The organism is Bradyrhizobium sp. SZCCHNRI3043, from assembly GCF_032377735.1.
Classification (GTDB): domain Bacteria; phylum Pseudomonadota; class Alphaproteobacteria; order Rhizobiales; family Xanthobacteraceae; genus Bradyrhizobium.
In genome coordinates, this window is sequence record NZ_JAUHID010000015.1 from 1 (window position 1) to 24,993 (window position 24,993).

General features: G+C 65.8%; 27 protein-coding genes and 2 pseudogenes. 14 read left to right on the forward strand and 15 right to left on the reverse strand.

The features are described from left to right. The first annotated feature begins 558 nt into the window (after window positions 1-558). A complete protein-coding gene (locus QX124_RS24170) occupies window positions 559-1,524 on the forward strand; it encodes an IS110 family transposase (protein ID WP_315798485.1) in 966 nt (321 codons plus the stop codon). Between the two features lie 702 nt (window positions 1,525-2,226). On the opposite strand, the gene QX124_RS24175 is transcribed toward QX124_RS24170, so the two are convergent. Beyond that, window positions 2,227-2,685: a hypothetical protein gene (locus QX124_RS24175; RefSeq protein WP_315798486.1), complete on the reverse strand. Its 459-nt coding sequence runs from the start codon at window positions 2,683-2,685 to the stop codon at window positions 2,227-2,229. 363 nt (window positions 2,686-3,048) lie between these two features. Here QX124_RS24175 and QX124_RS24180 point away from each other — a divergent pair, with 363 nt between their 5' ends. Both QX124_RS24180 and QX124_RS24185 read left to right on the forward strand, forming a co-directional pair. Continuing rightward, window positions 3,049-3,285, forward strand: a complete 237-nt coding sequence (locus QX124_RS24180; RefSeq protein ID WP_315712310.1) for a hypothetical protein — start codon at window positions 3,049-3,051, stop codon at window positions 3,283-3,285. 129 nt (window positions 3,286-3,414) lie between these two features. Beyond that, window positions 3,415-4,005 carry an NAD(P)H-dependent oxidoreductase gene (locus tag QX124_RS24185; protein WP_315798487.1) on the forward strand — a complete coding sequence of 197 codons (591 nt, stop codon included), beginning with the start codon at window positions 3,415-3,417 and terminating at the stop codon, window positions 4,003-4,005. A 70-nt stretch (window positions 4,006-4,075) separates the two neighbouring features. Here QX124_RS24185 and QX124_RS24190 read toward each other — a convergent pair whose 3' ends face one another. Continuing rightward, window positions 4,076-4,324: a hypothetical protein gene (locus QX124_RS24190; protein WP_315741135.1), complete on the reverse strand. Its 249-nt coding sequence runs from the start codon at window positions 4,322-4,324 to the stop codon at window positions 4,076-4,078. Window positions 4,325-4,704: 380 nt separating this feature from the next. Here QX124_RS24190 and QX124_RS24195 point away from each other — a divergent pair, with 380 nt between their 5' ends. The 4 genes from QX124_RS24195 to QX124_RS24210 all read left to right on the forward strand — a co-directional run bounded on the left by QX124_RS24195 (window position 4,705) and on the right by QX124_RS24210 (window position 9,277). After that, complete coding sequence (locus tag QX124_RS24195) at window positions 4,705-5,592, forward strand: LysR substrate-binding domain-containing protein (RefSeq protein WP_315798488.1); 888 nt, start codon at window positions 4,705-4,707, stop codon at window positions 5,590-5,592. Window positions 5,593-5,713: 121 nt separating this feature from the next. Further along, window positions 5,714-7,015, forward strand: coding sequence for a 4-aminobutyrate--2-oxoglutarate transaminase (gene gabT / locus QX124_RS24200; RefSeq protein WP_315798489.1), 1,302 nt, complete (start codon window positions 5,714-5,716; stop codon window positions 7,013-7,015). 40 nt (window positions 7,016-7,055) lie between these two features. After that, on the forward strand, window positions 7,056-8,354 hold the full coding sequence (locus tag QX124_RS24205) for an ArgE/DapE family deacylase (protein WP_315798490.1): 1,299 nt from the start codon (window positions 7,056-7,058) through the stop codon (window positions 8,352-8,354). Beyond that, entirely contained in the window at window positions 8,351-9,277 is a 927-nt protein-coding gene (locus QX124_RS24210) for a glyoxylate/hydroxypyruvate reductase A (RefSeq protein WP_315798559.1), read from the forward strand. The genes QX124_RS24205 and QX124_RS24210 overlap by 4 nt, the downstream gene beginning before the upstream one ends. A 13-nt stretch (window positions 9,278-9,290) precedes the next feature. On the opposite strand, the gene QX124_RS24215 is transcribed toward QX124_RS24210, so the two are convergent. Together QX124_RS24215 and QX124_RS24220 are read right to left on the reverse strand one after the other, a co-directional pair. Next, on the reverse strand, window positions 9,291-9,674 hold the full coding sequence (locus tag QX124_RS24215; RefSeq protein ID WP_315741139.1) for a hypothetical protein: 384 nt from the start codon (window positions 9,672-9,674) through the stop codon (window positions 9,291-9,293). A gap of 141 nt (window positions 9,675-9,815) precedes the next feature. Continuing rightward, the gene (locus tag QX124_RS24220) at window positions 9,816-10,049 is read right to left on the reverse strand and encodes a DUF6894 family protein (RefSeq protein ID WP_315741140.1); all 234 of its coding nucleotides are present in this window, start codon (window positions 10,047-10,049) and stop codon (window positions 9,816-9,818) included. A gap of 208 nt (window positions 10,050-10,257) precedes the next feature. Here QX124_RS24220 and QX124_RS24225 point away from each other — a divergent pair, with 208 nt between their 5' ends. The 4 genes from QX124_RS24225 (at window position 10,258) to QX124_RS24240 (ending at window position 13,044) form a co-directional block, all read left to right on the forward strand. After that, window positions 10,258-10,440 (forward strand): hypothetical protein, encoded by a 183-nt coding sequence (locus QX124_RS24225; protein ID WP_315775288.1) that lies wholly within the window; start codon window positions 10,258-10,260, stop codon window positions 10,438-10,440. A gap of 221 nt (window positions 10,441-10,661) precedes the next feature. Beyond that, entirely contained in the window at window positions 10,662-11,546 is an 885-nt protein-coding gene (locus QX124_RS24230; protein WP_315798491.1) for a hypothetical protein, read from the forward strand. After that, complete coding sequence (locus QX124_RS24235; protein ID WP_315798492.1) at window positions 11,536-11,925, forward strand: cytochrome C; 390 nt, start codon at window positions 11,536-11,538, stop codon at window positions 11,923-11,925. The genes QX124_RS24230 and QX124_RS24235 overlap by 11 nt, the downstream gene beginning before the upstream one ends. A 282-nt stretch (window positions 11,926-12,207) precedes the next feature. Beyond that, window positions 12,208-13,044: an HD domain-containing protein gene (locus tag QX124_RS24240; RefSeq protein WP_315798493.1), complete on the forward strand. Its 837-nt coding sequence runs from the start codon at window positions 12,208-12,210 to the stop codon at window positions 13,042-13,044. 9 nt (window positions 13,045-13,053) lie between these two features. Here the strand turns inward: QX124_RS24240 and QX124_RS24245 are convergent, their stop codons facing one another. The 11 genes and pseudogenes from QX124_RS24245 to QX124_RS24295 form a co-directional block, all read right to left on the reverse strand. Next, window positions 13,054-13,728, reverse strand: a complete 675-nt coding sequence (locus QX124_RS24245) for an HAD family hydrolase (protein WP_315780537.1) — start codon at window positions 13,726-13,728, stop codon at window positions 13,054-13,056. A gap of 203 nt (window positions 13,729-13,931) precedes the next feature. Then, a complete protein-coding gene (locus tag QX124_RS24250; RefSeq protein ID WP_315798494.1) occupies window positions 13,932-14,339 on the reverse strand; it encodes a hypothetical protein in 408 nt (135 codons plus the stop codon). A gap of 107 nt (window positions 14,340-14,446) precedes the next feature. Next, window positions 14,447-14,653 carry a hypothetical protein gene (locus QX124_RS24255; RefSeq protein WP_315712292.1) on the reverse strand — a complete coding sequence of 69 codons (207 nt, stop codon included), beginning with the start codon at window positions 14,651-14,653 and terminating at the stop codon, window positions 14,447-14,449. Window positions 14,654-14,786: 133 nt separating this feature from the next. Continuing rightward, entirely contained in the window at window positions 14,787-15,677 is an 891-nt protein-coding gene (locus tag QX124_RS24260) for a hypothetical protein (RefSeq protein ID WP_315798495.1), read from the reverse strand. A 522-nt stretch (window positions 15,678-16,199) separates the two neighbouring features. Beyond that, complete coding sequence (locus tag QX124_RS24265) at window positions 16,200-18,266, reverse strand: PAS domain S-box protein (RefSeq protein ID WP_315741147.1); 2,067 nt, start codon at window positions 18,264-18,266, stop codon at window positions 16,200-16,202. A 61-nt stretch (window positions 18,267-18,327) separates the two neighbouring features. Then, window positions 18,328-19,065, reverse strand: coding sequence for a Crp/Fnr family transcriptional regulator (locus QX124_RS24270; protein ID WP_315712288.1), 738 nt, complete (start codon window positions 19,063-19,065; stop codon window positions 18,328-18,330). Between the two features lie 695 nt (window positions 19,066-19,760). After that, window positions 19,761-19,904: pseudogene (locus tag QX124_RS24275) on the reverse strand (DUF305 domain-containing protein); the annotation flags it as partial. A 26-nt stretch (window positions 19,905-19,930) separates the two neighbouring features. Next, complete coding sequence (locus QX124_RS24280; RefSeq protein ID WP_315755813.1) at window positions 19,931-20,725, reverse strand: DUF72 domain-containing protein; 795 nt, start codon at window positions 20,723-20,725, stop codon at window positions 19,931-19,933. Window positions 20,726-20,820: 95 nt separating this feature from the next. Beyond that, the gene (locus QX124_RS24285) at window positions 20,821-21,027 is read right to left on the reverse strand and encodes a hypothetical protein (RefSeq protein WP_315755673.1); all 207 of its coding nucleotides are present in this window, start codon (window positions 21,025-21,027) and stop codon (window positions 20,821-20,823) included. A 129-nt stretch (window positions 21,028-21,156) separates the two neighbouring features. Next, window positions 21,157-21,354, reverse strand: coding sequence for a hypothetical protein (locus QX124_RS24290; RefSeq protein ID WP_315798496.1), 198 nt, complete (start codon window positions 21,352-21,354; stop codon window positions 21,157-21,159). Between the two features lie 29 nt (window positions 21,355-21,383). Then, window positions 21,384-21,548: pseudogene (locus QX124_RS24295) on the reverse strand (DUF2231 domain-containing protein); the annotation flags it as partial. Between the two features lie 489 nt (window positions 21,549-22,037). On the opposite strand from QX124_RS24295, the gene QX124_RS24300 reads away from it, so the two are divergent. From QX124_RS24300 to QX124_RS24310, 3 genes are all read left to right on the forward strand, one after another. After that, window positions 22,038-22,889 carry a 3-hydroxybutyryl-CoA dehydrogenase gene (locus tag QX124_RS24300; RefSeq protein ID WP_315741150.1) on the forward strand — a complete coding sequence of 284 codons (852 nt, stop codon included), beginning with the start codon at window positions 22,038-22,040 and terminating at the stop codon, window positions 22,887-22,889. Between the two features lie 903 nt (window positions 22,890-23,792). Then, on the forward strand, window positions 23,793-24,089 hold the full coding sequence (locus tag QX124_RS24305; protein ID WP_315798497.1) for a copper-binding protein: 297 nt from the start codon (window positions 23,793-23,795) through the stop codon (window positions 24,087-24,089). 25 nt (window positions 24,090-24,114) lie between these two features. Next, window positions 24,115-24,948 (forward strand): DUF2066 domain-containing protein, encoded by an 834-nt coding sequence (locus QX124_RS24310; protein WP_315798498.1) that lies wholly within the window; start codon window positions 24,115-24,117, stop codon window positions 24,946-24,948. The last annotated feature ends 45 nt before the right edge of the window (window positions 24,949-24,993 follow it).

The window sequence follows — 24,993 nt, forward strand, 5'->3', positions numbered from 1 at the left end:
CCGCCATCAGGCTGGATAGAGGACTTCCACCTCCAAGCTGTCGTTCATACTCGGCACACCACCCATGGCCCGCCTGCAGAAAAAAAGCAGGCGGCAGTCACCACAGGTTCAACCGGGCAACCGGCATTCCCCGCGCGATGATCTTAACGGCTGCTTCGCGCGCTCCCCGGTGCGCCGGGCTTTCTGGTCACCGTGCACGACAACGCGCTTTGGGCGCGCCACCGTGGGGGCATCAGCGTCGGGATGCCAGGACCACGCGACTTGACCGTACGCGACATCAGCGTTCGTCGGCGCAAAGATGCGCTGCGCTGCCATCGCGTCCACCGCTCCTCCCGCTCCACGTCCGTGACGACCGCGATACGCCCCTTGTGTACGCCAGATCTGCCAGAATGCGCGAACGGGCGGTTCTCGCAAAACCGCCCGTCGCTGGATCTGAGCCCGGTACGCCCCAAACGCGGCAGAGCCTGTATCAGAGCGAGGGACAGCTCCGGTGATCTTCCTCAACCCGAACAGTTGCAAGGGCTTCGAGCCCATACAAGGCAAGGAAGGGAGTGGATGATGACACAGATCGCAAATGGTGTCGCTGGTATCGATGTGGCCAAGGACAAGGTGGACGGCTGCATTCGGAAACTCGGAGTACGGCAGACATTCCCGAGCAGTTCGCTTGGGCATCGCCAGCTGGTGGCCTTGCTTCGCAAGCACAAGGTGACCAAGGCCGTCATGGAGGCCAGCGGCGGCTATGAGCGCGAATGGGCCAAGGCGCTGCGCGAGGCCGGGATAGAGGTGCGGATCGTTGATCCCAAACGGGTTCGCAGCTTCGCCTTGTCGGCGGGTCGACTGGCGAAGAACGACACGATCGACGCAGAGATGATCGCCTGGTTCGCCGAGACGTTCGACGAGGCACCGAGCCAGACCTACGATGCTGCACGCGAGGAACTGGCGGGGCTGGTGAAAGCGCGCAAGCATCTGATGGATTTGAAAACCCGTTTGCAGAACCAGACCGAGCATGTTGTGCCGGGATTGGCGCAGAAGGCCCATTCCCAGGTGTTGAAGACGCTCGCGGCTCAGATTGCGAAGCTCGAGGCTGCGATCTTCGCCATGGTCAAGGCGACGCCGGAATTTGCCGAGCGCGCCGAGATCATTGAAAGTGTGCCGGGGCTTGCCGTCATGACCTCCGCGCTCCTCATCGCAGGAGCGCCGGAGCTCGGCAAGGTGAGTGACAGGATCGCCGCTGCCCTGATCGGTGTTGCCCCTTACGACGACGACAGCGGCAGGCGCCGAGGCGAGCGCCACATCAAGGGAGGTCGGCGCTGGGTGAGAAACGGCCTGTTCCTTCCCTGCCTCGGGGCAGCGACGCAGCATAATCCGGTGCTTAAGACCTACTATGAACGCCTCATCGCCAAGGGCAAAGAGCCGAAAGTTGCCCTCATCGCCTGTATGCGCAAGCTGATCATCATCCTGAACACGATGATCGCCCGCGGCGAAAAATGGAATCCCAAGCAGCCGCGCGTTGCGATGAACTGATCGAGCGCCACACTGCGCTCGGTCCACGACCGAGTGCATGCCAAGCCAACAGGACGGCGAGCGGACGGGGTCAAGGCCTTCAGCCGCCGAAGGCGGGGGCGCGTCTCGCGCCAGCCTTGAGGCCGGCCGTTCGCCGGCCTACCTCAACAGCACAGTTGCTCTTGCGAGCGAGAGATGGCACGACAAAAGCACTGAATCCGATTTAGGAAAAGCGGAATATTTCTGACGATGGGACTGGACAGGCCAAATCAGCTTGATGGGCCTGCTGAAAATCGCTTCTGCGCGCATCGCTCTTCTCGTCGATTCAGCCTCTGGAGCGACGCCGTCAGATGGAAATGCCGCTTGATTTGCCCGGCGGGCAGCCGGTTTCTTCGTTGCGATGATCGTTGTTCGACCGAGAGCCGCGATGCGAGCGTATTTGTTAGTCGCCCGGCGCAGGCCAATCGCGCAAGGAAGCCGCGCCATCCAAGGACGCAAGATCGTGGCGCAAGGTCTGCGGCTGGCTTGATCTTTGATGCGGCGGTCGCTGTGGCTACGGTCGACACCGCTGGCCGATCGCATGCGTATACCGCGGTGCACGCGCGGGGCCGTCCAACATCATTGCGCGTCAATGGATCGGCGAGGCCCAGGTCGGGCTGCCGTTGGAGCAGTTCTACGAAGGCGGCGAGTGACTCTCGCTGATGCTGCGGCGCGGCGGCAGTATCAGTCGGCCATCTCGGCGGCGTCGAGCGCGATCTCCTCGCGCTCGGCCTTCTCGGCTGTCGGAGCGTTGGCGGTCTCGGTCGTTTCGAAATCGTCCTCGGCGATCTCCTGGACCGCAGCTTCCTGGACCTCGGCCGTCTCGACCTGCTCGGCGGCGAGTTCGGCGGCCACGATGGCCTCCGGCTCGGCGTCGTCATTGGCCGGCGTCGAGAACAGGTTGGGGGCTGGGATGGTGGTGGGCACCACCGGCCGCTGCTTGGCCTTGTACCAGGACGAGAATTTCTGCGAGATGCCAGCTTCGAACTCGGCGAGCGGCAGGCTGTTGCCGTCCTCGTCGGTGATGACGACCTGCCAGCCTTCCGCCTCCATCACCTGTGCGTTGGCGAGAACGATGAGGGCGCTTTCGCGCTGCTTGCGGATTGTCTGCTGCTCCCGCTCAGCCACCATCGTGTACGCCATGAACCTGACTCCCACACCTAAACTCGGGACACGTGATGGTCCGAAGCACCATCAGCACGCCGCCACTACGCCGTGAGAGTGTGAGCGCGGCTGGGCCGGATTGCGTTCGCCTAATGACAATTTGGCGGCGTCTCACGGGGGCCGGCAGCGCAAAAGGAGTCGAAGATGCAACAGGCCGCAAAATTGTGGTGCAGGAACGAGAGCGCTTGTTGAAGGCGCGCCGCGACGTGTCATCATTTGATTCTGCGGCGGCAACTGCTTCGCGACATCAGCGAAAGCAGCGGGTGAACCGGACAAACAGCGGGCGAATTGGGGACGGCGATGCGAACTCATCTGTTCAGGATGCGGAATTGGAATGTGGCAATGGCAGGGCTTGCGCTGGCGATGGTCGCCAGCCCGCGCGCGGGCCATGCCTTCACGGAGGACGACCAGCGGCGGCTGTGCACCGGCGACGTGTTCCGGCTGTGCTCGTCGGAGATTCCCGATCGGGACCGTATCATTGCCTGCATGATGAAGCAGCGCGCCAGCCTCAGCGACGGTTGCCGCAGCGTGTTCGGCCGGCCATCCGAGCGCTCCGCTTCGGCCACGGTGACGCGCTGAGCGTGCCACGCCTCGTTTCCGCCAACCACGCGCCGCCGGTCGATCGATCCGCGGCGTGACCATAATGACCTCGATGGCAGTGCGGCGTGGTAGTCTGGCGCGGATCGTCCGGCCAGGAGTTGACGCGCCATGAGCTTCCGCATCCTCGTCCTCTACGGCTCCTATCGCTCCGACCGGATGGGCATCCGGCTCGCGCAATTCGTCGTGGACGGGTTGCGCGCCAAGGACCAGGACGTCGAGCTGATCGACGCCAGGGCGGTCGGCCTCCCGATGCTCGACCGCATGTACAAGGAATATCCGCCCGGCCAGGCGCCAGCGGCCATGGCCGAGCTTGCGGCCAAGATCCGTGCCGCCGACGGCTTCGTGTTCGTCACCGGCGAATATAATTGGGGCATGCAGCCGGGACTGAAGAACCTCACCGACCACTTTCTCGAGGAATGGTTCTGGCGTCCGGCGGCGATCGCGAGCTATTCCGCCGGCCGGCTCTCCGGGGCACGCGCCGCCACCGCGTGGCACGGCACGTTGTCGGAGATGGGGATGGTGGTGGTGTCGAGCACGCTTGCCGTCGGCCCGATCGGTCAGGCGCTATCTGCCGACGGCAAGCCGACCGGCGATTCCGGCCAGGCGCTGGAGCGCGCGTTTCCGCGCTTTGCCGACGATCTGTTGTGGTGGGTCGAGGCGGGCAGGGAGCAGCGGGCGCGCAGGGCGCCGCCCTACTGAGCGCGGCACCAGCGCAGGCCGGAGCGCAGGCGCTCCGGCTCTCGTGCCAAGTCCGCTAACCACAAGTCCGCTAACGTTGTTCCGCGCTGCCGGCCCCGTTGGTGACCGCGCGCTGACGCGCCGGCGCGCTTGCGCCCTGGCCCTGACAGGGCCGCTCCATCCATGTCCCGTCGGGAGCCTGCTGGTAGGCGCGGCACGGCAGGGACGATGTGGCCTGATCATCCGGTTTGGGCGTCTGGGAGCTTTTCGCCAGTGCGGGGGCGGCCGTCGCGACGAGGGCTGCCAGCGAACCGACGGAGATCATTTGGCTGATCCGCATCTTGGGGGTTCTCCTGCTCGAAGCACTGCCGATTCAAAGTCGAATTGTGGAAACTTTTTGGCAAACGGCGGACTGCCATGGCCGCAGGCTTAAGGATCGTTTGCGACGCGGCTTGCCACGTTAAGACGTCCGCGGAGGTCGCTCCCGCGAGTGTGGCTTTCTCTGGGCTGGCGTTGCGCCGATGCTGACGGTAAGAGCGGCATGACGCGCGCAAGCGCCCTCGTGACCGCGATGCGGCGCTCCGCCCGGAGCGCCTCGTGCGGTCAACGGACGCCGCCAAGGCAGCCGGCGCTCCGACATCAGCCGCGCGACAGACGGATCGTGGCGGTTCCCGCTTGAGGGCGGGGAGGGGGATCGCGCAGGCTGAGAACTGTGCGAGCATGACGAGACCTCGATTGCCCTCCCTGATCGCGCTGCGTGCCTTCGAGGCCGTCGGCCGCAAGGGCAGCGTGCGCGCCGCAGGCGACGAACTCGCCGTCAGCCACACCGTGGTCTCGCGTCATCTGCAGAATCTGCAACGCAGCCTGGGCGTGGCGCTGGTGCGTGCCGAGGGGCGGGGCCTCGCGCTGACCGAGGCCGGGCGCCAGTTTCATGCCGAGGTCAGCCAGGCCTTCGACATCATCGCCCGCGCGACAATTTCGGTGCGTCCCGCAGCGCGTCCGACCCTGAACATCTGGTGCATTCCAGGCCTCGCCAATCGCCGCCTGCTGGCGCGGCTGCCCGAGCTGAGCGGCCCGCCGCGCAACTGGGACATCAATCTGCAGCCGACGCTGGCGCACCCCGACCTGCAGCGCGGCGAAGCGGATGCGGAGATCGTCTATGCCGAGGCGATCGACCGGGGCGGCGGCGTGGTCGCCGAGGAGCTGGTGCGCCCACGTGTATTCCCGGTCGCAAGCCCGGCCTATCTGGCAAGGTTTCCGGCGATCGCGACACTCCCGGGCCTCGCCAGGACCTCGCTGATCCACGAGGAGTCCACCGCGCAATGGGAGCAATGGTTCGAGCTGGCGGGGTATCGGGAGCCGGTCACGTTGCGCGGCCAGCGGCTGTGGCACGCGCATCTCGCCATCGAAGCCGCCCGCTTCGGCCAGGGCGTCGCGCTCGCCAACGAGGTGCTGGTCGCCGATGATCTGCGCAGCGGTGCGCTGGTCGAGGTGATCCCCTCGGCACTCCACATGGGAGCCTATCAGCTCGTCGCGCTCCGGGAGCGCTGGGACGAGCCCGCGATCGTGGCGCTGCGGGCGTGGCTGAAGAAGGTGCTCGCCGCGTAGCCGCGCGCTCATCCCGCTGGGTCTGGTGCATTGCAGGCACTTGTCATCGGGAACAAGCTGATTGATCAAGACGGCTCTCGGCGTAGCCTTCTGCTCGATTTTTCCCACGAGGAGTTGAGCCATGGCTGTAATTTCGGCTGCAATTTCGGCTGCGAACGAAGACCTGCTGGCGCGACGACACGAGGCCGTCGTCAGGGGCGTGAGCTATGCGACGCCGCTGTTTGCTGATCGCGCCCTCAACAGCGAGGTGTGGGACGTCGAGGGCAAGCGCTATGTCGACTTTGCCGGCGGCATCGCGGTGCTCAACACCGGCCACTGCCATCCGCATGTCGTTGCCGCGATCCGGGCGCAGCTCGACCGCTTCACCCACACCTGCTTCCAGGTGCTGCAATACGAGCCGTATGTGCGGCTGAGCGAACGGCTCAACGCGCTGGCGCCGATTTCGGGGCCGGCCAAGTCGATCCTGCTGACGACCGGCGCGGAGGCGACCGAGAACGCGATCAAGATCGCGCGCGCGGCCACGGGGCGCAGCGGCATCATCGCCTTCACCGGCGCCTTCCACGGCCGCACCGCGCTCGCCAACGCCATGACCGGCAAGGTGATGCCGTACAAGAAGCATTTCGGACCGCCGCTGCCCGGCGTCTGGCACGCGCCGTTCCCGATCGCCGGCAGCAGCGTGTCGGTCGAGGACACGCTGTCCTACATCAACTTCATCTTCAAGGCCGACATCGACGCCTCGCAGGTCGCGGCCATCATCATCGAGCCGGTGCAGGGCGAGGGCGGTTTCCACCAGGCGCCGCCGGAGCTGATGCGGGGCCTGCGCCGGATCTGCGACGCCCATGGCATCGTGCTGATCGCAGACGAGGTGCAGACCGGCTTCGGCCGCACCGGCAAGATGTTCGCGATGGAGCACTACGACGTGCAGCCGGACCTGATCTGCGTCGCCAAGAGTCTCGCCGGCGGCATGCCGCTGTCCGGCGTGATTGGACGTGCCGCGATCATGGACGCCGCGGAGCCGGGCGGCCTCGGCGGCACCTATGGCGGCAATCCGCTGGCCTGCGCGGCGGCGCTCGCCGTGCTCGACGTGTTCGAGCAGGAGAAGCTGCTCGACCGCGCCAATGCGATCGGCGACCGATTGCGCGCGGCGATCGAGCGCTTCTCGCGCGCCAACAACCTGGTTCCGGTTTCCGGGCCGCGCGGTCCTGGCGCGATGGTTGCATTCGATATCCTCAAGCAGCGCGGCAGCGACGAGCCGGATTCCGAGATGACCAAGCGCGTGACCCGCGTCGCGCACGAGAACGGACTGATCCTGTTGTCCTGCGGCGTCACCGCGAGCACCATCCGCATTCTGGTGCCGCTGACCGCGTCCGACGAGATCGTGGACGAAGGGCTCGCGATCCTGGAGAAGTGCCTGGCCGCCTGACGCGCGGCCGAGGTGAATGGGAAGGCTGGAGGTTTGAGACGTGACTGACGCTGCGGCGGCTGTGCCGAATGACGTGATGGAGCGGCTCGCCGCCGCTGTTGATGCCAACTTCGCCAAGCAGGTCGCCTTCCTGCAGCAACTCGTCCAGTTCCGCAGCCTGCGCGGCGAAGAGGCGCCGGTGCAGGACTGGCTGGCCGGCGAGTTCGAGACCCGCGGCTATCAGGTCGACCGCTTCAGCCTTGAAGACGTCGACCTGATGCGCCATCCCAAGGCGGCGCCGATGGACAGCATCGCACTCGACGGCTCCAAGCAGGTGGTGGCGACGCTGGACGGCGCGGGCAAGGGACGCAGCCTGATCCTGCAGGGCCACATCGACGTCGTGCCCGAGGGCCCGACCGATCTCTGGAACGATCCGCCCTATGAGGCGATCGTGCGCGACGGCTGGATGATCGGCCGCGGCGCGCAGGACATGAAGGCTGGTGTCTCCGCGATGATCTTCGCGCTCGATGCCATCAAGGCCGCCGGCTTCGTGCCGGACGGGCGCATCCATCTGGAGACCGTGACCGAGGAGGAGAGCACGGGCAACGGCGCGCTCTCGACTCTGATGCGCGGCTATACGGCCGACGCCTGCCTGATCCCGGAGCCGACCGGCCACACGCTGACCCGCGCGCAGGTTGGCGCGATCTGGTTCCGGCTGCGCGTGCGCGGCACGCCGGTGCACGTCGCCTATGCCGAGACCGGCACGAATGCGATCCTCTCGGCGATGCATCTGATCCGCGCCTTCCAGGAGCACACGAAAGAGATCAACGCGCGTGCCAAGTCGAACGCCTGGTTCGCTGCGGTCAAGGATCCGATCAAGTTCAACGTCGGCATCATCAAGGGCGGCGACTGGGCGAGCTCGACGCCGGCCTGGTGCGACCTCGATTGCCGGCTCGGCGTGCTGCCGGGCGAGACGCCGGCGCAGGCCATGGCCGGCATCGAGCAGTGTCTCGCGAAGGCGCAGGCCGCAGACAGCTTCCTGTCGGAGAATCCGGTCGAGCTGGTGTGGAGCGGCTTCCAGGCCGATCCTGCGGTGTGCGAGTCCGGCAGCGCCGCCGAGGCGGCGCTGGCCGAGGTACATGCACGGGTATTCGAGAAGCCGCTCGACGTGCGGCTCTCTACGGCGGTCAACGACACCCGCTACTATCAGGTCGACTATGGCATCCCGGCGCTGTGCTACGGGCCCTATGGCATCGGTCCGCACGCGTTCGACGAGCGTGTCGATCTCGACAGCGTGCGCAAGACCACGCTGTGCATTGCGATGTTCGTCGCGCAATGGTGCGGACTGCGGCCGGCATGATCACGGTCGCGCTTCTCAGCCGTCCCGGACTGATGGATCCGATGCAGGCGCTGCTCGCGCGCGAGCTGCCGGGCGTGACCGTCGCGTCATGGCCGGAGTCGGCGGCACGCGATGCCGAGCTTGCGGTGTGCTGGAAGCCGGAGCCCGGCGCGCTCGCGACGATGCCGAAGCTGAAGCTGATCCATTCGATCGCGGCGGGCGTCGACAACATCCTGTCCGATCCGACCGTGCCGGATGTGCCGCTGTGCCGGATCGTCGATCCCGATATCTCCGCGGCCATGACCGAGTTCGTGCTGTGGGGGACGCTGTATTTCCACCGCGACTTCGATCGCGTGGTCAGCAATGGGCGCAACGGCGTGTGGCGTCGGTACGAGCAGCGTGCCGCGAAGGACCGTCGGGTCGGCATTCTCGGGCTCGGCGAACTCGGCTCCGCGGCGGCGATCCGTCTGGTCGAGCTGGGCTTCGCGGTGAGCGCGTGGTCGCGCTCGCCCAAGGCGCTCGCCGGCGTGCGGACCTATAGCGGCGCCGATGCGCTCGACGACTTCCTGGGGGAGACGGAGATCCTGGTCTCGCTGCTGCCGCTGACGGCCTCGACCGTGGGCCTGCTCAATGCCGGGCGCCTGGGCCGGCTGCCCAAGGGTGCCGCGCTGATCCTGTGCAGCCGCGGCGAGCATCTGGCAACGGAGGATCTGGTCGCGCTGCTCCGCAGCGGCCATCTGCGCGGCGCCGTGCTCGACGTCTTCGAGCATGAGCCATTGCCCGCGGACCATGCGCTGTGGCGCGAGCCGGGCGTGCTGGTGACGCCGCACATGGCGGCGATCGCCTCCTGGCAGGTGATCGCGCAACAGGTGGCGGAGAATGCGCGGCGTCTGCTGCGCGGAGAGACGTTGCTGAACGTCGTCGATCGCGCCCGCGGCTACTGATTTACCAGCGGGTCTACTCGAGTGTCTGCACCGGCGGTGCCACCGGGCCGCGCGGCGCCGGCGGAGCGACAGCAATGGTCCGTGCAGGCGGTGGTGCGCTGCGCGGCGCGGCCTGCGGCTGCTGCTGAGGCTCGGTCATCGCAGCCTGGCTGTCCCTGACTGGACGCCGGACCTGCTGCGACCGGGCTGCACGCGAGCGGCGGAAGCCCCAGGAGCGCGCGATCGAAGGACCTGCGGTATAGCCGACGACGGCACCGGCAACGGCTCCCACCGGTCCGAATACGACGGCGCCCGACAAGGCGCCCAGTGCGGCATCGCCGCCGCGGTGCTCGTCGGCCATCGCCGCCGATGCCGTCAGTGTCAGCGCCAAGGCCGCGGTCGCCAGCAGTCTGGTCATGAGATGTCCCCTCCGTCGCATCAGCGCCGAAATGGCGGACAAATGTGGCGATAAGAATGCGAGGAGCGGAACCTGTGAGGGAGCCAGTAACCCTAATGCGGACACAATGTCTCAGCGCTGCGGCAGGGCGCGCAGCTCCGTTCAATGCATCGGGCCGAGCACCGACGCGAACGGCATGGCGATGATTTCCTCGCCGAGATCGTCGGAAATGTGCAGCACCCAGTCGCGCCAATCCTCGTCGCTTTCGGAGGAGATCAGCGAATGCATGACGCGCTCGGCGTGATCACAGGCCTCGGCGAGATCTATGACCGCGGTTCCACGCCGATCGACGAGGAACTCATCGGGATTGGAGCAGTGGAAGAAGACCTGCGTCATGTCCGTCTCCTCAAATCGCCATCCGGCGAATCTCAGTCAGAAGTAACAGTGCGGCGGCGTGCGCGAAATCGGATTGATCACGTAAGGTAAATTACGGGGCGCAGTCTGAACCGGTGGAACCGGACGTGCAGTGATCCAGCTCACGGAACGCATCGGTGTAGAGAAAGTTGTCGCGGACCATTCGATCCGGCGACAGGAGCTCGACATGATGTCTGAAGTCCAGATCCACGCGATCGCCCGGCAGATGCTCGAGGTGCACGGCGCCTCGGCTGTCGCACAAGCTGCGCAGAAGGCGCAGCAATGCGAGGCCAGTGGCGAGGCCGAGGAGGCCCGCGAATGGCGCCACATCTCGGACGCCATGAGGATGATGCGCGGTCCCCATCAGAGCTGACATCGGATCCCAATTTTAGAATATGCCGCGCGTTCCGGCGGCCTCGCTCGACTCTGCCCGGCCGCAGCCGGCGGTGGATACGTTTCGTCAAGGGGAACGTGTGCCGCATCTCATCCTGGTTTCCGACCCATTTTCCACGCAAGAATCGGGCAACATGATTCGGCAGTGGATTCGCCGCTGACCAACGTTGCCGGCGCGCCCGCCGTCCAGGGATTATTGCCATGGTCTTTTTCAAGCGTGAGCTGAGCCCCGTCGAGATCTTCGAGCGTGCGCTGAAGGACAAGCAGGCCGCGCGGCGGCGGCTGACGGATCGTCTCCGGGTGGCCGAGGCGGCGCTGGACGAGAGGCGCGTCGCCGCGGAGCGGCTCGCCAAGGCAGGCGCCAGCAACGGGCAGCTCGATCGTGCCGAATCGAAGATGCAGGCGGTCGAGCAGAAGGCCAAGGCGCTGCGCGCATCGGTCGCCGAATGCGACGAGCAGATCATCCTGGCGGAGCGCGCCTTCGCCGACGCGGTGGCACAGCGCGACCGCGACCGCGCCGCCAACGACATCGAGGCCGTCGCCACCGCAATCGAGCAGGCGGTTCCTCGCTTCGAGATCGGTGCGGCGGCGCTCGTCGATGCGGTCACGCGCGGCCGTGCGGCGCTGAGCGAGGCCAGCCGCTTCGCGTCCGATGTCGATGACATCCGACGCGAGGTGCTGTCCGCCGCGGAGCTGATCTGCTGGGAGCTGCGCGCGGCCGCGAGCCGCACGCGGGCCGGCAACATCAATGTGGCCCTGCTGGCGCCGCCCGAGGTGAGGCAACTGCCTGCGCCCGAGACCGACCGTCAGATGATCTACACGCTGAGTCCGCTGACCTGGCGTGAGGGTGAGGAGGTGAAGCGCGTCGCCGCGTTCACCATGACCGCGCTGCCGAAGGCCCTGTTGCCGCTGGCGCTGGCGCATCAGCACGTCGACTATCTCAACGCGCGCCGGGTGCAGACGCTGATGCACGTCCATGGCGGCGGACAGCAGCAGAGCGAGCCGATGCCGGACGATCCGGCGCTGGTCGATCTCGATGCGCTGGGTGTGCAGGCGGAGGAAAGCCCGCAGGCTGATGTCGCCTGAGCGCGTCCACGCGCGCGGGCGCGCCGGGGCGCGGCTGGGGATTGTTGGATCGGCCGCGCTGCTGCTGATTGTCATCAGCAGTGCACAGGCGGAAGATCTCGATGCCGGCAAATCCGGCGCGCGGCTGTTTGCGGACAGCTGCGCCACCTGTCATCGCTCGGCACGTGGGCTCGCCAAGGGGCGCTTTCGCCTGACGCTCTATTTGTTCCTGCAGAAGCACTACACCAGCAGCGACGACTCCGCGTCGGCCTTGAGCACCTATCTGCAGTCAGTCGATGCGCCGGCAGCCGCGCCGGCCCGCCGTTCCCCTTCGCGGCGACCGGCCTATCGCGGCGAGACACGACCGCCGCGGCCGCCGCTGCCGGTGCGGGGACGTTAGCGATCGACCTCGATCGCGTCAGATTCAGTCGCTTGGCCCGCAGTTTTCCGGTGTGTGCTCGTCCGGGTGTGGCCGATATCCGCAACCTGGGCTATGCTCGTCGGCCAAGGTGCTCGAACGCTCCGGGGGGCCGATCTCGCGCGTGTCCGTGCGAAGCTGGCCGTCCTGAGCCGTGTCGTCCTGACGTCTCAGTCGTGCCGCGAGCCGCGTTATCGTGATTGTGTTTTCGGGCGTTATGTCTTTTGACGTTGTGTTTGGGCTGTCTGAGGCGGGGCAGCGGCGATGATGACCTTACCGGAGCTCGCGGCAGCGGCGTTGGAGCGTTTCCTCAGCTCCTATATGCGGCGCCGTTTCGGATCGTCTCATACCCAGTTGACGGAGATGCTTCCGGCGGCTGCGCGCATCGCGCTGGAATGCATCGGCAACAGCGATGCGCTGTATCACAACGTCGAGCACACCTTGCTGGTCACGCTGGCCGGCCACGAGATCCTGCGCGGCCGCGCGCTGCACAGCCACATGACGGCGGACGACTACGTCCACGTCATCTTGGCCTGCCTGCTCCACGACATCGGCTATGTCCGCGGCTTGTTCAGGGAAGACGACGTCAACGGCTTCGTCATCGATCGCGGCGGCCGCAAGATCTGCCTGCCGCGCGGCGCCTCCGACGCCAGCCTGATGCCGTATCACGTCGACCGCTCGAAGCTGTACGTGATCAATCGCATCGAAGGCATGGCGCCGCTGGACAAGGATCGCATCGCCCGCGCCATCGAGGGCACCCGCTTTCCGCCGCTCGCCGGCCAGCAGTTCGACGAGGAGCAGTCGATCGTGCGCGCCGCCGATCTGATCGGACAGCTCGGCGACCCCAACTACATCCGCAAGGCCAACGCGCTGTATTACGAGTTCGAGGAGGTCGGCATCAACCGGCAGCTCGGCTATGAGTCACCGGCCGATATCGTCAACCGCTATCCGCAGTTCTATTGGAACAGCGTCGCCCCGCACATCCAGACCGAGATCCGCTATCTCAACATGACATCGACGGGGCGCCAGTGGATCGCCAACCTCTATGCCAACGTGTTCCGCGCCGAACGCGACATCTCGCTGTCGGGCCCGCAGAGTTGACCGGCTGAGTTAGCGCCGGCCGCCGACCTCGTCGATGTGGCCGAGCAGGTCGGCCGGATCCTCGTAGACGCGGATGGCGCCGGACTGGCGCAGTTCCTCCGAACCATAGCCGCCGCTCAACAGGCCGACGCCGAGCGCCCGGCAGCGGGTTGCGGCGAGCATGTCCCAGATGCTGTCGCCGATCACGACCGCGCGCTCGATCGGCGCGTCGAGGCGGGCGGCGGCCGCGAGAAACAGATCGGGATCAGGCTTGGCGTAGCGGACCTCGTCGCGTGTCACGACAGTGTTGGTCTTGGGATCGACGCCGAGCGCGGCGAGATTGACGGCCGCCGTTTCCATTCTCCCGCTGGTCGCGATCGCCCAGGGGATACCGGCATCGGTCAAGAAGCCGAGCAGCTCGCGTGCGCCGGGCAGGGGCCGAACCTGGCCTCCGAGCTTCTGATAGGCCGCGGCATGCGCTTTCCGCAGCCGCTCGATCCGATCGGGCTCGATGGCAAAACCCGTCTCGCGCAGCAGCTGGTTGGTGAACAGGCCGCCGCTCATGCCGATCTTGCGGTGGATGCGCCAGACCGAGAGCTCGATGTTCTCGGCATCCAGCGCCGTTTTCCAGGCGAGCACATGCTGATAGACGCTGTCGACCAGCGTGCCGTCGAGGTCGAACAGGAAAGCGGTTTCGATTCGCATGGCTCGCTCCGGGCCGGATGTCTGCTGCATAGCAGCTGCAAGGCCAAGCGGCAGCGGTCATCCGGGTTCCTGCTCGCCGCGGGGCTGTGCCATGCCCGCTATGGCGGTGCGCAGACCGACGAACGGTGCGTCGTTCGGCCATGGCCGGCAAACGTGCCGTGCGGTCTTTCCACTCCGTCGGCAGCCCCGAGGCCGCTCCCGGGTCAGCCCTTGGGACGGATGAAGCCGGCCAGCGTCTTCTTCTGCTCCTCGCACCAGTTCGTCATGCCGAGGCGGCGCTGATCCATGTCGATGGCCTGCGTGGCGACGGCCACCTCCGCCATCAGATCGTCGTCCTGCTTCTCGCCCATCTTGCCGCCGGTGTGCATGTAGGCGATCGCCTTGCGCACCTTCTCGGTCGTGCCGTCAGGCATCTTCATGTCCTGCGCCTTCTGGACCAGATCCTGATAGACGACATCGACGCCGGGACATTCGACCTTGGTGGCGAACGCCTCCAGCACCATGGTGGTATACATATGGCGTGGCTCGGCGCTGCCCGGTGTCAGGGGCGCCAGCAATGCCGCAGTGGTCAATGCCGCAAGGGTTGACGTGTAAAGCAGACCGTTTCGCATCCTCTGGCTACCTCCCGCTTGTTTTCGGCGAGGCTAGCCTGTGGGCGACGCGCGGGCAACAACGAGCGCAGTGCAGCACGCGCGAAATGATCGAAGGGGCCGGCCGGCTATTTGTTCAGCCGCCGCTCCTGCTCCTTGAGCAGAACGTCGAGCTCCTCGCTCTGCTGCGCGAGGCGGTCGGCGTTGCGCTCCTCGTCGGCCGCACCCGACTGCGAAGCGGCCTGCTCGGTGATCTGGCGGATGTTGTCGCGCAGGATCGCGATGCGGTCTGCGAGGTCGGAGGCGGACAGGACGGTCGGATCGGTCAGGCTCATGAACCCCTCGGCGATGCGCATTGTCAGGCGCAGTTCCTTAGCTCGGAAAGCCGCGTCGCGACAAGTAGATCGACGACATCGATCACCGCCATGTCGATCGGCGCGGACCAGCGCGGGCGCCTGTGCGGATCCCTCAGCGCACCGGCATTGGCGGACGCACCACGGGCTGGTCCGGATCGACCGGCGCCGACGGCAGCGGCATCGGAGCAGGCGGCGGAGGAGCCATGCCGGCTGCGGCCGGCGGCGGCGTGCGCGGCCGGTGCACAGCTGCTGCACCAGGCAGTGCCGGGGTCACGGCCGCGGTCGCAGGGCGTGCGGCCGGGCGCGGCCGGATCGTCTGCTCGATGGCGCGCGGATCGAACGACCGTGCTTCCGCGGTCCGCTCGCTCGGCCGCTCGGCGGGCCTGTCGCTGGGCTTGGCCTCGGCGACCCGCGCCATGTCGCGGACCATCTGCTCCTGCCCGGCCTTCAACTGTGCGAGGCTCGTCTTCAGCTCGCCGATCTGCTGGCTCAAGGCAGCGAGGTCGTGGGCCATCGATTGCAGCAACTGCTCCTGCGACGCGGTCGCGCCAACCGCGCTCGTTGCGTGCTCCTGCGCCTCAGCCGGCGCTTCGGCGGCCGTCTGCTGGGGCGCGGTCGCGGCTGGCTGTGCCGCGGCGTCCTTGTCGGCGTTGGATGCCAGCGTGATCCGCGGCATCCAATGCGCGATCATCTCCTGGGCTTGGTCTCCATAGCTCTGCCAGGCGGCCGCGGCGACCGCGCTGCCGACGGCGAACAGCACCGCCAGAATGGTGCGCACGGCCCAGGTGGCGAACGTGCTGCGCTCTCCGGTGACCGCGAGGTCGCTCGTCGCCTGCGTCCTGTAGTCAGGGTCGATCTTCGGCAAGGGGACATCCGGCGGCCGTTGCGAGCTGCGCCTGTCCGCTTCGGCGGCGGTGCGATCCGCGCGGGCCGCCAGCACGATCTCGGGATCGATCATGGCATGAGGCTGCTGATCGCCGTCTTTGGTCGTCGTTGCAAGCATTGACGCTCCGTCCTCCGTTGTCGTCCGCCTCGCAGGCGGCGCTCGGCTCTGTACCGATGTGTCGTCCTAACCAACGCCCTCGTGCACCAATGCTCCGCGTACTCACGCTGCATCGTACCTACGCTTCGTGACACCAACGTCGGATGACGACGGCGCCACAGGACGCTCGGCCTCTCGGCCGCATCAGCACAGAACCTGGATACCGGTTGTCCCTCGTGCCCACGTACCTGCATGTTCACGGTGATTCATCTTGGCCAGAGCCGCATGCTCAGGAACGTCCCATCATCGTTCCGTCGCGTCGACGTTCGGCCGATTCCCAATCTCATCGACACTTGGTCATATCCGCCCAAACCAAGGCGAAGACATGGCGGTTGCGCGACCCATGCGACCTCCACCTCTGGCCGCAGGCGGAGCATACCCCGAATGCACCGCGAAGGCTATGCCGACGGCGTTTCTCCGCGCCGACGAGATCCCGGCCATTGTTGCCGACCGGTGCCGCGAAATGAAGCTTCGATCGGCCCGTCAACGCTTGAGAATGTCGTCGGTGGGCAGCCGGATCTCGCAGCAGAGGCCGCTCGGCTCGAAGCGCCGCACGACGCGGGCACCGACCTCGTACGGCAGCATCTGTTCCAGCAGCACGGTTCCAAAGCCCTGGCGCTGCGCACTCAGCGTGCGTCCGGACATGCCGGTCTCGGTCCAGTCGATGACCAGCCAGTCGACCGCGTCGTGCTTGTCGAGCCGCCATTCGATCCTGATGAAGCCCCGCGGCACCGTCAGCGCGCCATATTTCAGCGCATTGGTCGCGAGCTCGTGCATGGCAAGCCCGATGCTCTCGGCCGCCTTCGGCTTCAGCCGCACCTGGGGGCCCAACAGCGAGAATTGCCTGTCCTCGCGCGCGGCTCCGGCGCGCAGCTCATCGGCGATCAGCTCGGCCAGATCGAAACCGGCGAGGGGATCGCGCGTGACGACCGCCTGGATGCGCGACAGCGCCGTGATGCGGCCTTCGAGGTGACTGGCGAAATCCTCGACACTGTCGCTCGAGTCGCCCGTGCGGCGGATGATCGAGCGGATCACGGCGAGCATGTTGCGGACGCGGTGCTGCAACTCGGCGAGCAGCAGCTTCTGGTGCTCGGAGGCCGAGACCAGCGCCGTGATGTCCTGGGTGATGCCGCCGATGCGCTGCACCTGCCCCACCTCGTCGACCATGGGAAAACTACGGATGCGCAGCCAGCGCGTGACGCCGTCCGGCTGCCTGATGATACGGACGTCCAGGCTGTCGCGCTGGCCGCGCCGGGCGCGCTCCAGGCTCTCGAGGGCGCGGGGCCGGTCCTCCGGCAGCATGAGCTCGGTCCACGATGCGAGATGGTCGCCGCGGAGCACAGCGGTGCGCGGGACGCCATAGATCGTCTCGAATGCGGGGCTGAGATATTCCCATTGCAGGGTCTCGGCATCGCGGATCCACACCACGTCGGAGGACGCTTCGCCGAATTGGCGGAAGCGCGCCTCGCTGTCGCGCAGCGCGGCCTCGGTGCGCTTGCGGTCGTCGATGTTCATCACGAGCTCGACGAGGGTGCCGTCGCCGAGGTCACGGCCGGCGAACATCATCCAGGCGCGTTCGCCGTTCTTGCGAAAATACTGCTTCTCATAGGGACCGAGCCGGCCGGTCTGCCGCAGCAGCTCGATCTGGTCGCTCGAAGTGCGCATCCATTCCGGGGGGGTCAGGCTCTTCCAGGTCAGCTCGCCGCTGTTGATCTCCTGGCGCGAATAGCCTGTCATCGCCAAGAAGGCCTCGTTGGCGTCGATCAGGGTGCCGGCTGCATGATCGAAGAACAGCACGCCGACCGAATCGATCTCGAGGAGGCGGCGCAGTCGATGATCGCTGGCATCGCCGCCATTCGAATGCGGCTGCTGTGCGGGCGGCCCAGCGTCCGGCAGCTCGCTGCAGCCGAGGCAGACGGCGAGCTCAGGATCGGCCTGTGCGAGGGCAAGCACATCGGAATCGATCGTGAGCAGGTGAGCATCGGCCCAGAAATGCGCTGTGCGCAGATAGGCGAGGAAGGCCGCCAGCAGATCGAACCTGGTGTTGCCGAACGCGTGTCGGATCGCGCGCCGCGAGCGGTCGGAATCAGCACTTTGCATGAACAGCACCGACGCTGCCTCGAACAGGTCCGCCTCGCCGTCGCTGCCCGGCTCCGGGATGTCGAGCGGGGGCTGGAGAATCTCAAGCCGGCCCAGCGCCGCCGCGGTGCGCACGGGATCCGCGAGCGGCCGCGCGAGCAGTTGACGCGCCCGATCGATCGTCTCGGGGCGGGATGCCGAGTCGCCCGCGGGCTTGCCCAATCCGACCAGAAAACCGAAATGCCGGGTCAGACAATAAGGCGAATGGTTGAGGCGCGACAGATGGACGGCGAGCCGCTCCTTGAACAGGGCCGGCAGCGGGGTGTCGAGATAGGCGGATTTGGCGAACTGCCAGAGCTGTCGGGTCGCCTCAGGCGCTGACGGCGCCGACCTGAACAGGTTGGGCATCAGCCCGAGGCGCTGCACGATCTCCTGCTCGAAGGGTCCGTCAACCATGCGCTGTTCGACCATCGCCGTTTCCCCGGCAGAGTGCCGAGCCGGTCAGCATAGCGCAAGCGCCGCTCCGAACCTCTCACTCATTCGCGTCGAGCTGACGGCCTTCGCGGTCCAAATGCAAGTAATTCGCGTTGAACAGGCCTGCGCTCATCAGGCGCTCGAGGTCCGGAAGTACCAGCATCTTGCCCTTGAGCACGATCAGGTTGCTGGCGCGCAGTTCCTGCAGCGTGCGGTTGACGTGGACCTTCGACAGGCCGGTCGCCTCGGCGAGATCGGCCTGGGTGAGCGGGAAGCTGCAGCTGCTGTCGTCGGCGAGACCCGCCAGGCGCAGCCGGAAGAACAGTTCGCACAACAGGTGCGCCATGCGTTCGGACGCGGTGCGCTGCCCGAGATTCATGGTCCATTCGCGCTGGATCGCGGCATTGACCAGCGTTTCCCACCAGAATGCCGTCGCAATGCGCGGATAACCGGCGCTGATCTCGTCGAAGAACTCGCGCGGCAGATCGGCGATCGACACCGGCGTGATGGTGCCGATCGAATGGTCCATCTCGCGCAGAATGAAGATGTTGAGATCGCAGATATCGCCAGGAAGGAAGAACGAGACGATCTGGCGGCGGCCGTCCTCGAGCTGCTTGTAGCGGCAGGCCCAGCCATTCAGGATCAGATGCACGTCCTTGGGCTTCTCGCCTTCGCGCGCGATGTCGGTGCGTGGCGCGAAGGTCCTTACCCGCTGAGCCGCAGCGCGGTTGAGCATCAGGCGGTCGGCCGCAGAGAGGCGGACGAAATTCTCGAGCTTGCGTACCAGATGACTCAAAGAGCGGTTCCCCCGAATTAGTTTATTGGGGTTCCATGTGGTGCGACTTCAATAACTTATGTTAGCATTGTACCGCGTTGACCGCTGGATCTTTCTACACTTGCATGAGGACTGCATGAGGAACCAGCGCGGGCCCGGAGTCGGAGAGATCGCCGCGGCTTCTTGCGCTGCCCGTGCTCCCAAGCGATGCTCGAAGCACGAGCAACATCGCGCGATCCCGACCAACCCTTCGCGCCTCCGTCGTGGAACTCTCACGAAAGCTGATGAGGACCACCGTCGAAGTCCGTTGATTTACGGGAATCGACGCGTGGTGGCGACGATCTGGCGCCACGCCAGGTCCGCGGACTTAAGACCCCCTCAGGCTCCGCTTCCTAAGTTGATCAAAACAATCAACTGGAAATGCATCATGCGAGTCGGTCAGCTCTTTGCGCTGTCGATGCTCTCGGTCACGGCGCTTGCCTGTGTTCTCGGGGCCCCGGCGATCGGCGCCAAGCGCCCGCTGGCTGCCGCCGAGTAATCCAGTATCGATCGCGCGCAAGGCCGGATCGAGGTCGATCGCGAACGCGATCGAATCGAGCATTGATCAACTCGGAAATCCTCCGAAAGTCGCGCAGGCGATGAGGCGGTCGAGGCGTATTTCACCAATGCAGCGGGACTGATCGAGAAGGAGACCGCGGCGTGGCGCAGCAATGCCGGCTGATGGCGACCTGCTTGACGAAGTCCTCCGTGCTCGGCGCAATGCCGAGCGCCGAATTCACCCCGGTCTTTTCGCAGACTGATTGGGCGAGGGCAGGGCCGGCGAGTACCAGGCAGCCAAGCGTGCTGAGTGTGCGTCGCATGGGCGGTTCCTCTCGTTGGTTGCGGCCTAAACCGAGAGATGTCCACGATGTTCTGTCGACCTCGCGCGCGCCGCGCCGTGTGTCCGGTGAGGGGACGCCGCGAGCAACCGGCGCAGCCGCAAAGCGTCGGCGGGCGCCGCGCTCTTCTGGTCGTTGTCGAAATAGACGTAGACGTCGATCCCGTGCGTCGCCCAGGCGCGAATGCGTTTGGCCCAGGTCGCGAGCGTTGCGTCGGTATAGTTGTCCTTGTAGCGGCCGCCGGGGCCGTGTCCGCGCACATAGACGAAATCGGCCGTGCGCTTCCACGGCGCCGGGGCGTCGTGATGGTCCGACAGGCAGAGCGAGATGTTCGCGTCCCTCAGCAGGCGCATGATGGCCGGCGTGTACCAGCTCGGGTGACGGAATTCGAAACTGTAGCGCCGGTGCCTCGGCAGCAGCGGCAGAAAGGACTCGAGGCGCTCGGGATTCGCTTCGAATTGCGGCGGCAGCTGGAACAACACGGGGCCGGCCTTGTCGCCGAGCAGCGACAGCCGGCTCTCCATCAGCGCAATGCTGTTGACCGAGCGCGCGGACAGGCGCTTCCAATGCGTGATGAACTTGGAGGCCTTCCAGGCAAAAACGAAATCGGGGCCGGTCTGATCGCGCCAGCCGCGGACGGCGGCTTCCGTCGGCGTCCGGTAGAACACGCCGTTCAGCTCGGTGGTCTCGAACTGGCTGGCGTAGTAGGGCAGCTGGTGCCTGATCAGAAGGCCCTGCGGAAAGAAGGCGCCGCGCCAGGATCCGTAGTGCCATCCCGATGTGCCGACCACGACCCGGGCCATCATCGTCCTCTCGCCGAGACAAGAACTCGAGAGCAAAGCGTCGTGCCGGCGTTCGGGTTCCTTTCACAGTTGCGACAGATGACGAGGCGAGTGTCCTAACGCCCCGCGGCGTGCAGCACGGGCGCACTCAACAGCTCGTTGATATGCGCCGCCGTCTCGGCCTGCATCGCCTTCTTCAGCATGATGTCGCGTTCGGGGCCCACGGGAAGACGCGCTGCCGCCTCGCGGGCAGCGGTTGCAGCCTGCTGCAGCCGCTGGCCGAACGACGCTGTCTGCTTGCGCCGGTTCCGGTTGACCTTCATGGCGAAACTCCTGTTCCTTTTGAACAGAAGTGTGCGGCGACGAGCCTGTGACGTCGCTAACACACGTTACCGTGCAATTCACTATCCCTGGAGGTCATTTTGGAACCAACAACAAGGATGCCGTGCTGATTAGTTATTTGATCGATCGGTGTCGTTCCCCGGAACGCTGAGATGCACCTCATGACCCTGCTTGATGGCAAGCGTCGCGGCTGATGCCGCCGATTCGAACGCTGCTTCCTTGGTGGCATAGTCGCCGTGCGCGTTGCCGTCGTGCAGCACGCTCCAATGATCGTCCACTGCTACGATGGCGTATTGTGCCAGTCCCATGTCGTCCTCCGTTTCTCCGCGTCCAATTCGAGGAAGTCGATGAGGCCGGCGATGCCGGCCAGCACGCCCATGATCAGTCCGGCCAGCAGCAGCCAGGCGGAAATATCCGCCCACATGATTTCGGCGGTCCGCCAATAGGCGATGTCGGTGACGAGCGCTCCGATGAAGCAGACGATAGGGAGTGGCACCAGCATCGGGTGGATCGGACGCCGTGCGATCTGCGCCGTCGGCTGCAGGGAAGGTCGGGTGGTTTCGGCGGTCGCCACGGGGGTCTCCTCGATTGGGCACGGCCTGTTGCTGCGTGGAGAACCGTCGGCCTGACCGGGCGTTCCGATGACGACGACGGATTTGGCGTGGCGCTCACGCGTGACACGCGACGGCGGGTCGACGGCCCGGTCACCCGTGCCTGCGTATCGGTCAGTGGCTCCTGTTCAGCGGTCCGCTGCCGCGCCCGGCGCGGCTCATCTCGCCGAGCACGAGTCCAACCAGAGCAAGTTGCATCCGTTCCTGCGCATGCGGACGAACCTCGGGTGACGCGTCCGCTTCCAGACGCCGGCGAGCCGTGGGGCAACCGGCCCGGTCTGGCTCGTCGTGGTTGGGTCTACCCGGCCGGGCGATAGCCTGTTAAGCAACGGCGCAGGACGGGGCGGTCCCCGCGGATACGAGACTGAGAGGAAGCGGCAATGATTCAGACGGTCGGCATCATCGGAGCAGGCACCATGGGCAACGGCATCGCGCAGGTTTGCGCCGCCGCGGGCGTTCCGGTCGTCATGGTCGACATCTCGGAGCAGGCGGTGGCGCGCGGGCTCGCGACCGTAGGCTCCAGCCTCGACCGCCTGGTCAAGAAGGAGAAGATGACGGCCGCCGACAAGGACAGGGCGCTGTCGCTCATCACCGGCACTGCCGACAAGGCAAAGCTGGCGAGCTGTGACCTGGTCATCGAGGCCGCGACGGAGAACGAGGAGCTGAAGCTCAAGATCCTCAAGGACCTCTGTGCCGGCCTGAAGCCCGAGGCGCTGATCGCGACCAACACCTCTTCCATCTCGATCACCAAGCTCGCCACCGCCACCGACCGGCCCGATCGCTTCATCGGCATGCACTTCTTCAATCCGGTGCCGATGATGGCGCTGCTCGAACTGATCCGCGGCCTGCAGACCTCGGATGCGACCCATGCGGCCGCCGCCGAATTCGCCAAGCGGATCGGCAAGGTCGCGATCACCGCGAAGAACAGCCCGGGCTTTGCCGTGAACCGCATCCTGTGCCCGATGATCAACGAGGCGATCTTCGCATATTCGGAAGGCATCGCGACCGCCGCCGACATCGACGAGGGCATGAAGCTCGGTTGCAATCACCCTATCGGTCCGCTGGCGCTGGCGGATCTGATCGGTCTCGACACGATGCTGTCGGTGATGGAGGTGTTCTACAACGGCTTCAACGATCCGAAGTATCGTCCGGCGCCGTTGCTGAAGGAAATGGTGGCTGCAGGCCAGCTTGGCCGCAAGACCGGCAAGGGCTTCTACGACTACAGCAAGTAGCTGCGGCAGATTGCTTCGGCGGCGGGTGACGCCTGCGCCCGCCGCGCATCAGCCGATGATGGATTTCGTTTCGGGGACATTGAGAATGCGGCGACGCCGCGAGCCGATATCTCGATCTCGGCTGGCATTGGTCACCTAATCGCTGCACGCGATCGGCTGATCACACGTTCCAATGTTCGCGTTGCGCAGTATCAGCCCGAGCGTTGGGTCTCGAGCCGCAGCTCCCGAATGATAGCTACCAGGCTCGCGCTAGAGTGATCCAGATGGACGGCACAGCGCCGGGTGGGCAAGGGGCCATGCCTCGCTGATGCAGCCCACTAAGCCGCGACCCGGCGTGCCGTTCGTGATTTGCCGCTATGCGATGGTCCGAAGCGAGTCCCGTCGCACTCAGCGGATCTGGTACGGAGGTGGAGTCATAGAACCTCCCTGCAATCAGATGGGTTGTTGTCGTTCGAACATGACCGGCACCATGATGAGCGGCCACCGGAAATGCACGACGGGGTGATCGTCCTCCCGGCTGTCTGCGCTGTCAAGGTGCATCCTGACGCATTGATGAATTCGGCGTTACAGGTCGTCGATACTGCGAGTGCAGGAAAACTTTGATCACGCGCTGGTCTGATGACAAATCCGCGCAAATCACTACATGAGGGCGGCCGAGCCGTGTCGGTCGAAGAAGGTTCGCGATTGCGCCCGGTCGAGCGCGCGTCGTCCGCAGGGCGGAGACGATCAGGATCTTGTATGTAGGCGTAGTGCTTGGGGGCAACAAAAAAGCTGCACGGCGCAGCGACATTGATTGCGGTGCGTCAAACGGCCCAAGATCGTCAGCGACGAAGCTGAAGGTTCCGGGAACCAAAGAATTCGTGGTGTTTTGTTTGCCGCGAAAAGCAAGGCAGGAGAACAGCGATGAGAGCAGTTGGCATTACTCTGGCGACGGCCGCCCTGTTTGCGGGGACTCTGCCCGCTCTCGCAGCGGAGCAGGGCACGGCGGGCATGGTCACGGGGATCAACCGTCTCAACGGCACGATCGCGATCAAGCGCGTTCCCAACGGGACCGTCGGCGCCAACACGGCGGGAGCGGACCAGGAGTTCAAGATCAAGGACAGCGCCATGATCGAGAACATCCACGCCGGCGATCGGGTGACGTTCTCGACGTCCGACGCCGCCACACCGACGATCATCAAGCTCGATCGGCAGAAATAGCCGACATAGCCGGATCGAGGGCGCGATGCAGCAGTACGGTGTTCTCCGCGGGCTGGGCGCTTGGCGTCTCGGGCTCTGGGTGATGATGACGGTCGGGGCCTGCACTGTTGCGAATGCGGCCTCGACCGACCTGTACCAGGCGCAGACGGTCGTGACCGGTCAGGGCGAGGACAATCGCCGGGCAGCCTTTGCAGCATGTCTGGAGGACGTGCTGATCAAGGTATCCGGTGCATTTCAGCTTAGGAACGACGCAAGGCTCGCGCCACTCGAGGCGCGGGCGGCGGAGTTCGTCACCGGCTTCGATTATCACGATCAGATGTCGGGCAAGCCGAAGCACGACGAGCAGGGCACGCGCGACCGGCCGTATGACCTGACCGTGTCATTCGATCGCGCGCGGATCGATCAGTTGCTGGCGAGCTTGAACGTCAAGCCGTGGCCGGGGCCGCGCCCGTCGATTGCCGTGATCGTGGCGATGACGGCAGGCGGCCGCACGTTCCTCGTTGCATCCGACGACCGGACGTCCGATCTGCAGCGCGACGCATTGCGCGCGGCTGCCGTCAAGCGTGGACTCGAGATCGCTCTGCCAAGCGCCGCCGAGATCTCGAAGGCCGCTATTGAGAAGACCAAGCTGAACGATGTCCAGCCCGTGGCCGTCGCGTCATGGTTTCCCGGAGCTGAGGTCATGCTCTTCGGTGATCTCACCTGGGACGACGCCGAACTGGGCTGGGTCACGCGATGGCGCCTCGATCGCGCGGGCAAGCAATATCGGTGGCAATTCCGTGGCGTGACGTTCGACGAAGCATTTCGCCGCGCTCTCGGTGGAGCCGCGCAGCTTCTCTCCGACAACGGAACGCCGTGAGGTTGCCGCGATAGTCTGCAACCATCCCTGTCGAGTGCATGCCGG